Source organism: Bariatricus sp. HCP28S3_F11 (genome assembly GCF_052065395.1).
Classification (GTDB): Bacteria; Bacillota; Clostridia; order Lachnospirales; family Lachnospiraceae; genus Allocoprococcus.
Window position 1 is genome coordinate 125,353 of record NZ_JBQHUC010000006.1, and the last position, 14,376, is coordinate 139,728.

A 14,376-nucleotide genomic window follows, 5' to 3' on the forward strand; every position below is an offset into this window, starting at 1 on the left:
GAGAAAAGATTATGAGTATTATGGATGTAAAATTTGTACAGGGATTTATTCGTATGTGTAATGACGGATGGGAGCAGGGATGGCATGAGAGAAATGGCGGAAACCTGTCTTACCGCATGAAAGAGGAAGAGGTTGAAGAAGTAAAAGAATATCTCAGTCTTGACGGAGAATGGAAAGAAATCGGAACTTCTGTGCCTGAATTGGCAGGAGAATTCTTCATGGTAACAGGAAGCGGAAAATATTTCCGCAACGTCATCCTGGATCCGGAAGACAGCATCTGTATCATAGAATTGGATGAAAAAGGTGAAAATTACAGAATCTGCTGGGGCCTGGTAAACGGAGGAAGACCGACCAGTGAACTGCCTAGCCATCTTATGAATCATGAAGTGAAAAAGTTGGCAACCAATGGTGCGCACAGAGTCATTTACCATGCACATACAACGAACGTCATTGCACTTACCCTAAAGATAAAAAAGCTTTCCGGCAATTCAGTTCAAAATAACTTTCTCGCCGGTTGTTCCAAAATAACAGCATCCCTGATAGAGGTCATTTTCATATAATCTGACAAGAATCGTCCGCATCCGCAAATCGAGCCGGTGGTAGACGACGGAGCTTACCCAGGGAAGACCGAGGATATACTCTCTTTGATTTTCCTCCAGAACCTTGAGAGAGTCTGAGAATCCTGCAGGATCTTTCAAAAGCCGCAGACCGAAATCGCAGGATGCATAGGCATCTTCAGAATTTGTAGCATATTTTGCGGAAAGTAAGTCGGAAAGTGGACCATGCGTATCGGGATCATAAGTATAGGTAGTCCAATGAATCTCCGGCAGCGTAGCTTCACTGACAATAACCTGACGGAAGCTGGTTCTTCCGTAGCTGTCCCTATCCTGAATGTAGGAGATTTTTTTGTGAATGCCTGCATTTCCGGGCTCTTCCAGAAGAAGTATGCGGTTGTCCAGCATCGATTCCCATACGATTCGCTGAATCCGTTCATAAGGTGTGGGAAAATTAAGCTTTTTGGATATCTGGGGGACGGTATATCCGTGCCCGGCCAGATGGCGGATGGCACCGTCGCTTGCTACTTCAAATGTAAAATTGGATAGTGCTTTTTGAAAATAATTTTCTTTGGACATAGACAGCCCCCTGATTCTTAAATAGACTGTATGATGAATTCATTTCAGTGGTGCTTTGTATTATGATACATTATAACATTTGCGGGAGGTACAGTCAATGTTCCCGCGGGTGGAATCCATAAGAATCAGAGGATACGACTGTATAGAAATTGGCGTTGTACGAGTGGAAAAAAGGTGATAAAATAACGGATAATATGAACCGCTATATGACGGGATACCGAGGAAGTATGAAAGGAGACTTGGCGTGTGAAGAATAGGAAATATAAATCATGGAAGCAGAGGGTGACGGCGTTTGTATTGGGATTTCTGGTATTGCCGGCAGTACTGATGCTTCAGTCGCTGATGAATATCATGTCATATCAGATTCTGGGAACAGCTCCGACACTTGCAGTTAATGCAGTGCCGATCACATTGATCTTGATCATGCTGATCGGAATCTGGTATCGGTTCGAGACAGGATACCGGTTTTCCCCGGTGCAGGATGTAGGGAAAGTTCGAAGAGCACCGCTTTACCTGGCGGCAGTCGGAATCGGGGTCCAGGGAATCAGCAGCCTTATGATGATTGCCATACAAATTCTCCTTCCAAAGGCGTTGGAAGATTATGAACAGCTACTCGGAAATTCGGGAATGGGAACGATGTCTCTCCCTATTATTATATATACGGTTCTTCTTGCTCCGATTGTGGAGGAACTGATTTTCCGCGGTTTGATTCACCATTATTTTGAAAAGGCAGGATTGGCGTTCTGGATCGCGAATCTTTTGCAGGCGATACTGTTCGGTATTTACCATCTGAATCTGGCGCAGGGAATCTGTGCCGGGGTTATCGGAGTATTGATCGGTTATGTGGTAAGAAAATATGACACATTGGCGGCGGGGATTGCACTTCATATTGTTTTTAATATGTGGGGATATGGACTTATGCTCTTTTCTGTTCCGGACAGTCTGGGTAGAATCCTTCTTATTCTGGAGCTGATCCTTGCCGGATACGGGCTGTGGGGAATAATGCAGATACAAAAAGAATGGTAAATATGCTGTGTGTTTTATGCGATTTTGGCGTTTGATTATGCACAATGTTGAAATCGTTATTTATTTAACAATTTGTGTTGACAAAAGAAATAGAATCCAATATAATAGCATTATAAAGATTGTTAATTAATTAACAATAAGCAAACTACTATGATTCCATTATTTCATTACAGGAGGATTCAAAATGGCAAATCAGGAAACCAACATCCCAACCATAATCGACAACCCGGAAGCGCTGGAAGCGAAAATGAAAGCGATGAAGGAAGCACAGAAAGTCTTTGCTACTTATACACAGGAGCAGGTAGACAAGATTTTCAAGGCTGCGGCTACAGCAGCAGATAAGGCCCGTATCCCACTTGCAAAAATGGCAGTTGCAGAGACCGGAATGGGTATCGTAGAAGACAAAGTAATCAAGAATCATTATGCATCAGAGTATATTTACAACGCTTATAAAAATACAAAGACCTGCGGTGTGATCGAAGAAGATCCGATATACGGAATTAAAAAAATTGCAGAACCGATCGGCCTTGTTGCCGCAGTTATTCCGACCACAAACCCGACTTCAACAGCAATCTTTAAGACATTGATCGCATTGAAGACAAGAAATGCAATCATTATCAGCCCGCATCCGCGTGCAAAAGCATCTACGATTGCTGCTGCAAAGCTTGTTCTGGAAGCGGCAGTAAAAGCAGGTGCACCGGAAGGAATCATCGGCTGGATCGACGCTCCGAGTCTGGAACTTACCAATATGGTTATGCGGGATGCTGATATCATTCTTGCTACAGGTGGTCCGGGAATGGTTAAGGCTGCTTACTCTTCAGGAAAACCGGCACTTGGTGTCGGAGCAGGAAATACTCCGGTTATTATTGATGAGACAGCAGATATCCGTCTGGCAGTGAACTCCATCATCCATTCCAAAACATTTGACAATGGTATGATCTGTGCTTCTGAGCAGTCAGTGACGGTACTGGAGAGCATTTACAAACAGGTCAGAGATGAGTTTGAATACAGAGGATGCTACTTCCTGAAAGGCGACGAGATCGAGAAGGTTAGAAAAACGATCATCATCAACGGCGCACTGAATGCGAAAATCGTTGGTCAGAAGGCTGCCAAGATTGCAGAGATGGCCGGCGTGACTGTTCCGGCAGAGACGAAGATCCTGATCGGTGAAGTGGAATCTGTAGATATCAGTGAAGAATTTGCACATGAAAAACTGTCTCCGGTACTTGCAATGTACAAGGCAAAAACATTTGACGAAGCACTTGCCAAGGCAGAACAGCTTGTTGCAGATGGCGGATATGGACATACATCTTCTCTGTACATTAATACGAACGAAAAAGAAAAAATGGCAAAACATGCTGCAGCAATGAAGACATGCCGTATTCTTGTGAATACTCCTTCTTCTCATGGCGGTATCGGAGACCTTTACAACTTCAAGCTGGCTCCATCTCTGACACTTGGATGTGGTTCATGGGGAGGAAACTCTGTTTCTGAAAACGTTGGAGTAAAACACTTAATCAATGTCAAGACCGTTGCTGAAAGGAGAGAAAACATGCTCTGGATGAGAACACCTGAAAAAGTTTACTTCAAGAAAGGATGTATGCCGGTTGCCCTGGATGAACTCGGAACCGTTATGGGCAAGAAACGCTGCTTCATCGTAACGGACTCTTTCCTTTACAAAAACGGATATACAAAACAGATTGAAGATAAATTAGACCAGATGGGAATTGTTCATACATGCTTCTCTGATGTAGAACCGGATCCGTCCCTTGCATCCGCTAAAGCCGGTGCAGCAGCAATGCGTGCATTTGAGCCGGACTGCATTATTGCACTTGGTGGTGGTTCCGCTATGGATGCCGGAAAAGTTATGTGGGTTCTTTATGAAAATCCGGATGCAGACTTCGACGATATGGCAATGGACTTCATGGACATCCGCAAGAGAATCTACACCTTCCCGAAGATGGGTAAAAAAGCATATTTCGTTGCGATCCCGACTTCTTCAGGTACCGGTTCAGAAGTAACACCATTTGCAATCATCACAGATAAAGAGACCGGAATCAAATGGCCGCTTGCTGACTACGAACTGATGCCGAACATGGCAATCGTTGACACAGACAATATGATGAGTGCTCCGAAAGGACTTACCTGTGCGTCAGGTATCGACGTAATGACACATGCAATCGAAGCTTATGTTTCTATTATGGCTTCCGATTATACAGACAGCCTTGCACTGAAGGCAATCAAGCTCGTGTTTGATTACCTGCCGCGCGCATACAAAGACGGAAATGATGTGGAAGCAAGAGATCATATGGCAAATGCATCCTGCATGGCCGGTATGGCATTTGCAAATGCATTCCTTGGTGTAAACCACTCACTTGCTCACAAATTAGGTGCATTCCATCACCTGCCGCATGGTATTGCAAATGCGCTGGTACTTACAGAAGTAATGCGTTATAATAGTGCTGAGGTACCGACAAAGATGGGTACATTCTCTCAGTATCAGTATCCGCACACACTGGCGCGTTATGCTGAAATCGGACGTTTTGTAGGTCTGACCGGAAAGAACGATCAGGAAGTATTTGAAAAACTTCTTGCTAAACTGGAAGACCTGATGAGAACGATCGAGATCAAACCGACGATCAAGGATTACGGTGTAGATGAGAAATATTTCCTGGATACTCTGGATGACATGGTAGAGCAGGCATTTAACGACCAGTGTACAGGTGCGAACCCGAGATACCCGCTGATGTCAGAGCTGAAAGAAATCTATCTGAAAGCTTACTATGGTACAGAAAACAAATAGGTAAATGCAGATATTTTTAGACGTATAAATCAGTTTAAAAGAAAGGATGTCTACCATGAATGTAATGAATAAAGATGTAGTTGTAACCCGTCCGTATAAGGTTGTTTATAGAGAAGGGGATCAGATCATAAAAGTGTTCACACCGGAACACGGAAAAGCAAATGTATTTAACGAAGCTCTGTGCCAGGCACGTGTGGAAGAAAGCGGACTGAACATTCCAAAGGTTCTGGAAGTAACCCAGATTGACGGAGAGTGGGCTCTTAAGATTGAATATGTAGAAGGAAAGACCATGGAAGAGATCATGGAAAATGATCCGGTCAATATGGAAAAATACATGGAGCAGTTTGTGGATCTTCAGCTTACCATGCATGCAAAAAAAGCTCCGCGTCTGACGCTTCAGAAGGATAAATTCGCACGTAAGATTGAAACTCTGAAAGAAACTGTTGATGCTACAACACGTTATGAGCTTCAGACCAGACTGGATTCTATGCCGAAGCATACCAAGCTCTGCCACGGCGATTTCAACCCGAGCAACGTAATCGTAGCAGAAGACGGAACCATGACCATCGTAGACTGGTCACATGCTACACAGGGAAATGCAAGTGGGGATGCTGCGATCACGTATCTGCAGTTTGCATTAAAGAATCAGAAACTTGCAGATCTGTATCTGGATCTGTTCTGCAAGAAGAGCGATACAGCAAAACAGTATGTACAGAAATGGCTTCCGATTGCGGCAGCAGTACAGCTTACGAAGGGAATTGAAGAAGAGAAAGCATTCCTTTCAAGATGGATCGATGTAATTGACTTCCAGTAGGAATTATTATTATATCAAAATAACGCTCAGACCATATGGTCTGGGCGTTTTTTTATAATGTAGAGAGGGAAATTCAAGTACGCCTCGGCTGCCTTCTTTGGAGTATTATATTTCTAAATCAGGATTGTAACTGCCGGAGCATCTGGAGCATTTCCAGATCTTCGGCAGTTACTTTCAGGTTGGAAGCAAAGCTCTTACCGTCAGGGCAGGTGACCTGGATTTCCAGGATCGTACCCTCCTGGATGGCATTTTGGGATACGGCTTTTATAAAATTCGGAAACTTTGGATGACGGGCAGTGAACTCGTTCCAGAGTTTTTTTAATTGAAATAAATTCATAGGATTCATATAATTTGTACTCCTTTAAATTAAGTCTAATGTAATTGGCACGATAAAGTATAGCATATCCGAGAAAAGCATACAACGCATCAATCATATTTTGCCAGATGCTTATCCCGGTAGTCTTTTGGCGAAATCCCGTACTCTTTCTTAAATGCCCGGAAAAAGCTGGAGTAGTCCCCGAATCCGTAAGTCTGATAAATTTCGGAAATATTAGCATTTCCAAGGATAGCTTCCTTACAGAGGGCAAGTCTTTTTTTCGTGATATACTGGTGGATCGATATGCCGATCCTGTCTTTGAAAACATGTGCGATATGGTATTTGCTTAAATAAAATTGATCAGCCAGCCTTTCAAGCGACAGGTCTTCATCCAGATGCTCTTCGATGTAGGCTGTGAGCTGACGGTACAGATCCTGTTCTTCACTCGGCGAGCTTGGAACATTTCTTACATAGATCAGACGGTTCAGGCAAAGCACCAGGTCGTTCACACACAGGGTAATCTGAGCATCCCGCCCGAAACGTTCGGAATGCATTTCCTCGATCAGCCTGAGAATCAGTGACTGAATGTTGTTGAATGTAATCCGGTCGTTATGGAAAAGATAAGTTTTTGAAGTCTGTACGTATTGCATCAGATAGACGTAGTCCGGTGAAAGCTGCATCAGATGGTTACAGTATTCCTGACTGATCCAGAAAACAAACCGCCGATAAGGGACTTCGTGACTGTGGATGATCGGCTTGTGCGGAATGTGAGGCGGCATCAGCATAATATCGCCATATTTGATGGGAAATGTTTCCTGACCGATCTGGATACTGACATCTCCTTCCAGGAAAAAATAGAATTCATAATAATCGTGTGAGTGCAGGGCTACTTTTTCCAGGTTCTGGTCATTATAATAATAGATTTCAAAATCCTGTGCTACCATATACTGCCTGGTACTGAAAGCGGTCTGTAAATTCTTTCTCATGACAGTCTCCTTTCCGAATGAGAAGTACTGTATTTAGTCTAACATGAAACCGCAATTTTTGCAATGTATAGGGCAACCTCATCAATGGTATTTTGCATGGGAAAATAATAGAATCAACAAGTAAAACATCGATTCAGAAAAGGAAGGTATGAAAATTATGGAAATGACACTGAGATGGTACGGAAGCAAATTTGACACGGTTACGCTTCAGCAGATCCGCCAGATTCCGGGCGTTACGGGCGTAATCACGACGCTTTACGATACGGCACCGGGGGAAGTGTGGAGCCGTGAGAGAATCCGTGCGATGAAAGAAGAAGTGGAAGCGGCCGGCCTTCATATTGCAGGAATTGAAAGTGTAAATATTCATGATGCAATTAAAACAGGCGCGCCGGAAAGAGACCAGTACATTGCAAATTATATCGAGACGTTGGAGAATCTCGGAAAAGAAGATCTTCATCTGGTATGTTACAACTTTATGCCGGTATTTGACTGGACCAGAACCGAACTCGCAAGAGTACGTCCGGATGGTTCTACCGTGCTTGCCTACACACAGGAAGCAGTAGATGCACTGGATCCGGAGAAAATGTTTGAATCCATCGCAGGTGATATGAACGGAACGGTAATGCCGGGATGGGAACCGGAGAGAATGGAACACGTGAAAGAGCTGTTCGAACTTTACAAAGATGTAGACGATGAGAGATTATTTGAAAACCTGAAGTATTTCCTGGAAAAGATCATGCCGGTGTGTGACAAGTACGATATCAATATGGCAATTCATCCGGACGATCCGGCATGGAGTGTGTTCGGTCTTCCGCGTATCATCATTAACAAGAAGAATATTCTTCGCATGATGGAAATGGTGGACAATCCGCACAATGGCGTAACCTTCTGCTCAGGTTCTTACGGAACCAACCTTGAAAATGACCTGCCGGATATGATCCGCTCTCTGAAAGGAAGAATTCATTTTGCGCATGTCCGCAATTTGAAATTCATCACCCCGACCAACTTTGAAGAGGCAGCTCATCTTTCGAGCGACGGAACATTTGACATGTACGAAATCATGAAAGCTCTCTACGATATCGGATTTGACGGACCGATCCGCCCGGATCACGGACGTATGATCTGGGATGAAGTGGCAATGCCGGGATACGGACTTTATGACCGTGCACTTGGAGCAACTTATCTGAATGGTTTATGGGAAGCAATCGAGAAAGGGGCAAGAAAATAATGAAATTAAGTACAAACGGACTTGCAAATAGAAACGAATGGGAAGAAAAAGGATATGCCCTTCCGAAGTTTGATCGTGAAAAAGTAGCGAAAGCAACAAAGGAAAATCCATTCTGGATCCATTTTGGAGCAGGAAACATTTTCCGTGCGTTCCAGGCAAATGTGGTTCAGAATCTGTTAAATGAAGGTGTGCTTGACCGCGGACTTATCGTGGCAGAAGGTTTTGACTACGAAATTGTTGAAAAAATGAATCGACCTCATGACGATTACAGCATTCTCGTTACATTGAAAGCGGATGGAAATGTAGAAAAAACAGTGGTAGGAAGTGTTGTAGAATCCTGCGTTCTTGATTCCGAAAATGCGACAGAGTACGATCGCCTGAAAGAAATTTTCAGCAAAGATTCTCTTCAGATGGTATCCTTCACAATTACAGAAAAAGGCTACAGCCTTGTAAATGGAAAAGGTGAAATGCTTCCGGCGGTTGTAGAAGATTTCGCAAAAGGACCGGAAAAACCGGCTAGCTATATCGGAAAAGTTGTTTCTTTATTGTACACCCGTTATCTGGCAGGGGCAAAGCCGGTAGCTATGGTCAGCATGGACAACTGCTCGCACAATGGTGATAAGCTTTACGCCGCTGTAAATGCATTCGCAGAAGCATGGACCAAAAACGGACTTGTTGAAGAAGGATTCCTTGCCTATGTGAATTCAAAAGATAAAGTGACCTTCCCATGGTCTATGATCGATAAGATTACACCAAGACCGGATGCTTCTGTAGAGCAGATCCTGAAAAATGACGGTGTAGACGAGTTGGAACCGGTTATCACTTCCAAAAACACCTATGTGGCTCCTTTTGTAAATGCGGAAGAATGTGAATACCTGGTAATCGAAGATGCGTTCCCGAACGGAAGACCGGAACTGGAAAAAGGCGGTCTGATGTTTACAGAAAGAGAAACTGTAGATAAAGTAGAAAAGATGAAAGTCTGCACCTGCTTAAATCCGCTTCACACAGCACTTGCTGTTTACGGATGCGTACTTGGATATCAGAAGATTTCCGATGAAATGAAAGACGCAGAACTGAAGAAACTGGTAGAAACTGTTGGATATGTGGAAGGCCTTCCGGTTGTTGTAAATCCGGGTGTGCTGGATCCGAAAGAATTCATTGATACTGTACTGAATGTGCGTATCCCGAATCCGTTTATGCCGGATACCCCGCAGAGAATCGCAACCGATACTTCTCAGAAACTTGCAATCCGTTTCGGAGAGACAATCAAAGCTTATCAAGCATCTGATGAACTGGATGTGAAATCTCTGAAGTTGATCCCGCTGGTATTTGCAGGATGGCTTCGTTACCTGATGGCGGTAGATGATGAAGGAAATAAATTTGAACTCAGCCCGGATCCGCTTCTGGATACCGTATGCCCATATGTTGCGGGACTGGAACTGAAAGAAAATCAGGATGTAGAAGCAGCGATTGCACCGGTACTGAAGATGAAACAGATCTTTGGAGTGGATCTCTACGAAGCAGGTCTTGCAGATATGGTTGTCGGATATCTTAAGGAACTGACAGCAGGAGTCGGTGCAGTGCGTGCGACTTTGAAAAAATACGTATAATTCAGAGATTTTGGAGAAAGTCAGGTAGAAAACTATGAAAGCATTTATGGATAAGGATTTCCTGCTTGAAACTGAGACAGCACAGAAATTGTATCATGAATATGCGGCAAAGATGCCGATCCTGGATTACCATTGCCACATTAATCCGCAGGAAATTGCTGAGGATAGAAAATTTGAAAACATTACACAGGTCTGGCTTGGCGGTGATCACTATAAATGGCGTCAGATGCGTTCCAACGGTGTAGAAGAAAAATACATCACAGGAGATGCTTCTGATCGTGAAAAATTCCAGAAATGGGCAGAAACACTGGAAAAAGCAATCGGAAATCCGCTCTATCACTGGAGCCATCTGGAACTGCAGAGATACTTTGGATATTACGGTGCGTTAAATGGAGAGACTGCAGAAGAGGTATGGAATCTCTGTAATGCAAAACTTCAGGAGGACGGCATGAGTGCGAGAAATCTGATTCGTCAGTCTAATGTAACACTGGTATGTACGACCGACGATCCGGTAGATTCACTGGAATGGCATGAGAAAATTGCGGCAGATGAGAGTTTCGAAGTACGGGTACTGCCTGCATGGAGACCGGATAAAGCGATGAATCTGGAAAAAACGGATTATCTGGAATATCTGAAAAAACTTGAAGTAGTAAGCGGCGTGAAGATTGATAGTTTTGCATCTCTGATCGAAGCACTAAGAATCCGTATGGATTATTTCGCAGAGCACGGATGCTCCGTATCGGATCACGGTCTGGAATATGTGATGTATGCTCCTGCATCGGAAGAAGAAATCGAAGCAATTTTTGCGAAAAGACTTCGCGGGGAAGCAGTCAGCCGTGCAGATGAACTTCAGTTTAAGACCGCATATATGGTGGCACTCGGAAGAGAGTACCATAAGAAAAACTGGGTTATGCAGCTTCATTATGGAGTGAAACGTGACAATAACGGAATGATCTTCGGAAAACTGGGACCGGATGCAGGAATCGACTGCATCAATAACTATGCTCCGTCTTCTGAAATGGCAGATTATCTGAATGCACTTGCCATTACAGATGAATTACCGAAGACAATCCTGTATTCCTTAAATCCGACAGACAACGCAGCAATCGGAACAATCATTGGATGCTTCCAAAGCGAAGAGGCCCGCGGAAAAATCCAGCAGGGAAGCGCCTGGTGGTTCAATGATAATAAGCAGGGAATGATCGAGCAGATGACATCACTGGCAAATCTTGGACTTTTAGGGAACTTTATTGGCATGCTTACGGATTCCAGAAGTTTTCTGTCTTATACCAGACATGAATACTTCAGGAGAATTATGTGCAATTTGATCGGAGGCTGGGTAGAGAACGGAGAATACCCGGCAGACGAAAAAGTACTGGGACGCATGGTACAGGATATTTCTTATAATAATGCAGTAAGATATTTTGGGTTTTAGCTAATGACAGGGGGACAGATTCCTTGACTCACACGCATGTGAGTCAAGGAATCTGTCCCCCAATCTATTGCCCCATTTCCTGTAGAATTCGTTTTTTTGTATCTAAGATCATTGGTTTGAATCTTTTTAAATCTTCGTCCGTCATCCGGTCTTTTGGTGCAGATATGCTGATCGCATATTTGGGTTTACCATGAAAACTTCTGAGGGAGACTGCGATACATCTTACACCCAATTCATTTTCTTCATTATCCAGAGAATACCCGCATTTACGGATTTCCTGAATCAAATGCATAAATTTATTGAAATCGGTAATGGTATATTCTGTCAGTTTGTGAATATCACTTTGTTCCCAGATACTCTTTATTTTCTCGTCTGACATATCGGCCAGCAATGCTTTGCCAACTCCGGAAGAGAAAAGAGGGATTGTTTTCCCAATCATAGAAACAAGGCGTACAACATTCTGGGAAGCTTCCACTTTATCAATATAAACAGCGTTCATGCCGTCGATTTCCACAAGATGTACTGTCTCACCGGTCTGCTCTGCAAGTGACTTGATATAAGGATGTGCCAGATCGATAATATTGTTCTGAGAAAGGACCTGGTTAGCAATTCCGCAGAACTTAAAACTAAGGCTGTATTTTAAAGTTTCAGGATCCTGTTTTACATAATTCATGCAAATCAGTGAGTTCAAGATGCGATGAACCGTTGTTTTGTTCAGATTTAACCCTTTGCTCAGTTCCAGAAGTCCCATGGGGCCGTATTGCGCTAGGTATTCTATAGTATTGAAGATACGTTCTGATACCTGGATAGGATTCTTTTCTTCCATGAAAGATTCACTCCGTTTCTTGTACTTGGGGTGCTGCATATTCTGCGCATCAAATTGTACTAAGTGGAATTGTAGCACGATTGTCAGAGAGAGTAAACAGGAAAATATCGTATTTTTTTTGAAATGTTTTTTGGGAAAAATCTGAAAATCCTGGAATGGACTGAAACGAAAAAAATTGAATAAAAAGTGCTGTTAACGCTTGACAATAGGAAGAAAGAGAGTATAATCATAGACACGAAAAGTTCATATTATGAAATTGAGTTTCATAATATGAAACATAGGCCGAAAGAATATAAATGGGAATAGGTCAATCTGGAAGGCAACAAGAATCGAAGTAAGAAAAGGAGAATCAAGATGAATGAAGTATTAGAAAAAATTCAGGAAATCGGTATCGTACCGGTCGTAGTACTTGACGATGCCAAAGATGCAGCACCACTTGCGAAAGCATTATGTGAAGGCGGACTTTCATGCGCAGAGGTTACATTCCGTACCGCAGCAGCAGAAGAGTCCATCCGTATTATGAGTGAGCAGTTTCCGGAAATGCTGGTAGGCGCAGGCACTGTGCTTACAACAGAGCAGGTTGACCGTGCAGTTGCAGCAGGAGCGAAATTTATCGTAAGCCCTGGAATGAATCCGAGAATCGTTAAATATTGTGTAGAAAAAGGAATTCTGATCACTCCGGGATGTGCGAATCCAAGTGATATCGAACAGGCTCTGGAAAATGGACTTGATGTTGTAAAATTCTTCCCGGCAGAACCGGCAGGCGGTCTTAAGATGATCAAAGCTATGGCAGCTCCGTATGTAGGAGTGAAATTCATGCCGACCGGCGGAATCAACCAGAACAACGTAAGAGATTACCTTGCATACGACAGAATTCTTGCCTGTGGCGGAAGCTGGATGGTAAAGGGAGATTTGGTAGCGGCAGGAGAATTTGACAAGATTAAAGAACTGGCAGCAGAAGCAGTAGAAATCGTAAAAGAAAGCAGAGGGAAATAAGAGATGAGTAAGAAAGTTATCACATTTGGAGAATTAATGTTAAGACTGGCACCGGAAGGATATTATCGTTTTGTGCAGGCTGACAAGCTTGGCGCAACATTCGGAGGCGGAGAAGCAAACGTAGCAGTTTCCCTTGCAAACTATGGATTTGATGCAGCATTCGTTTCCAAACTGCCGACACATGAGATTGGACAGGCAGCGGTAAACTCACTTAGAAGATACGGTGTAGATACATCTTACATCGCACGCGGCGGAGATCGTGTAGGAATCTACTATCTTGAAAAAGGTGCTTCTCAGAGACCTTCCAAAGTCATTTATGACCGTGCAGGATCTTCTATTTATACAGCTTCTCCGGAAGATTTTGACTGGAAGAAGATTTTCGAAGGCGCAGAATGGTTCCATTTCACAGGCATTACACCGGCACTGAACGACGGTGTGGCAGCAATCTGTCTGGAAGCATGTAAAGCAGCAAAAGAAATGGGCGTGAAAGTTTCCTGCGACCTGAACTACAGAAATAAACTTTGGAGCAAAGCTAAAGCAGGCGAAGTAATGGGTGAGCTTTGCAAATATGTGGATGTATGTATCGCAAACGAAGAAGATGCGGCAGATGTATTCGGAATCAAAGCAGCAAATACAGACGTAACAGCAGGTACCGTAAACCATGAAGGTTACAAGGATGTTGCAAAACAGCTTGCTGACCGCTTCGGATTCGAGAAGGTAGCAATCACACTTCGTGAGTCTATCTCAGCAAATGACAACAACTGGTCTGCTATGTTATACGACGGAACAGATTACTATTTCAGTAAAAAGTACAAGATGCATATCGTTGACCGTGTAGGCGGCGGCGACAGCTTCGGGGGCGGTCTGATCGCAGCATGCCTGAGTGGATACGATGCACAGGCAACGATCGAATTTGCAGTTGCAGCATCTTGCCTGAAACACTCCATCGAGGGTGATTACAATATGGTCTCAATGGACGAAGTTGCCAAATTAGCCGGAGGAGATGCTTCCGGACGTGTCCAGAGATAATATAAACCCATTTTTGTCATGATTTGAAAAAGGGCGTATCTTTGAAAGAGGATACGCCCTTTTGGTAGTGTCAAGTAATCTATGAAAAACTGGGCCGAAAAAAACAGGCTCAAACGAACCTTGAAAATTGCAAATATATAAGACGGAAGGCCCTCCGGGGGCTCAGGGCGCTGC

General features: G+C 43.5%; 12 protein-coding genes and 1 pseudogene. 9 read left to right on the plus strand and 4 right to left on the minus strand.

From position 1 onward, the window contains the following. Positions 1–11 precede the first annotated feature (11 nt). Positions 12–560: a class II aldolase/adducin family protein gene (locus ACTNBR_RS04930; RefSeq protein WP_441016505.1), complete on the plus strand. Its 549-nt coding sequence runs from the start codon at positions 12–14 to the stop codon at positions 558–560. Here ACTNBR_RS04930 and ACTNBR_RS04935 read toward each other — a convergent pair. Then, complete coding sequence (locus ACTNBR_RS04935; protein ID WP_441016502.1) at positions 489–1,133, minus strand: hypothetical protein; 645 nt, start codon at positions 1,131–1,133, stop codon at positions 489–491. The two genes, ACTNBR_RS04930 and ACTNBR_RS04935, sit on opposite strands and share 72 nt — an antisense overlap. Positions 1,134–1,379: 246 nt before the next feature. Between ACTNBR_RS04935 and ACTNBR_RS04940 the strand changes: the two genes are divergently transcribed. From ACTNBR_RS04940 to ACTNBR_RS04950, 3 genes are all read left to right on the plus strand, one after another. Next, entirely contained in the window at positions 1,380–2,159 is a 780-nt protein-coding gene (locus tag ACTNBR_RS04940; RefSeq protein ID WP_441016499.1) for a lysostaphin resistance A-like protein, read from the plus strand. Positions 2,160–2,343: 184 nt separating this feature from the next. Further along, positions 2,344–4,962: a bifunctional acetaldehyde-CoA/alcohol dehydrogenase gene (gene adhE, locus ACTNBR_RS04945; protein WP_441016496.1), complete on the plus strand. Its 2,619-nt coding sequence runs from the start codon at positions 2,344–2,346 to the stop codon at positions 4,960–4,962. 55 nt (positions 4,963–5,017) lie between these two features. After that, positions 5,018–5,776, plus strand: a complete 759-nt coding sequence (locus tag ACTNBR_RS04950) for a phosphotransferase (RefSeq protein ID WP_427808200.1) — start codon at positions 5,018–5,020, stop codon at positions 5,774–5,776. Positions 5,777–5,894: 118 nt separating this feature from the next. Here the strand turns inward: ACTNBR_RS04950 and ACTNBR_RS04955 are convergent, their stop codons facing one another. Next, positions 5,895–6,122, minus strand: coding sequence for a hypothetical protein (locus tag ACTNBR_RS04955; protein WP_441016493.1), 228 nt, complete (start codon positions 6,120–6,122; stop codon positions 5,895–5,897). Between the two features lie 80 nt (positions 6,123–6,202). Continuing rightward, entirely contained in the window at positions 6,203–7,078 is an 876-nt protein-coding gene (locus ACTNBR_RS04960) for a helix-turn-helix domain-containing protein (protein WP_441016490.1), read from the minus strand. A 157-nt stretch (positions 7,079–7,235) separates the two neighbouring features. Between ACTNBR_RS04960 and uxuA the strand changes: the two genes are divergently transcribed. From uxuA to uxaC, 3 genes are read left to right on the plus strand one after another with little or no spacing between them, the layout of a single operon-like run. Beyond that, the gene (gene uxuA / locus ACTNBR_RS04965) at positions 7,236–8,306 is read left to right on the plus strand and encodes a mannonate dehydratase (protein ID WP_441016701.1); all 1,071 of its coding nucleotides are present in this window, start codon (positions 7,236–7,238) and stop codon (positions 8,304–8,306) included. Beyond that, a complete protein-coding gene (locus ACTNBR_RS04970) occupies positions 8,306–9,916 on the plus strand; it encodes a mannitol dehydrogenase family protein (protein WP_441016487.1) in 1,611 nt (536 codons plus the stop codon). Before uxuA ends, ACTNBR_RS04970 begins: the two co-directional genes overlap by 1 nt. A gap of 34 nt (positions 9,917–9,950) precedes the next feature. After that, a complete protein-coding gene (gene uxaC / locus ACTNBR_RS04975) occupies positions 9,951–11,351 on the plus strand; it encodes a glucuronate isomerase (RefSeq protein WP_441016484.1) in 1,401 nt (466 codons plus the stop codon). 64 nt (positions 11,352–11,415) lie between these two features. On the opposite strand, the gene ACTNBR_RS04980 is transcribed toward uxaC, so the two are convergent. Further along, entirely contained in the window at positions 11,416–12,177 is a 762-nt protein-coding gene (locus tag ACTNBR_RS04980) for an IclR family transcriptional regulator (protein WP_441016482.1), read from the minus strand. Positions 12,178–12,531: 354 nt separating this feature from the next. Here ACTNBR_RS04980 and ACTNBR_RS04985 point away from each other — a divergent pair. Beyond that, positions 12,532–13,143: pseudogene (locus ACTNBR_RS04985) on the plus strand (bifunctional 4-hydroxy-2-oxoglutarate aldolase/2-dehydro-3-deoxy-phosphogluconate aldolase); the annotation flags it as partial. 33 nt (positions 13,144–13,176) lie between these two features. After that, a complete protein-coding gene (locus ACTNBR_RS04990; RefSeq protein ID WP_427808166.1) occupies positions 13,177–14,202 on the plus strand; it encodes a PfkB family carbohydrate kinase in 1,026 nt (341 codons plus the stop codon). The last annotated feature ends 174 nt before the right edge of the window (positions 14,203–14,376 follow it).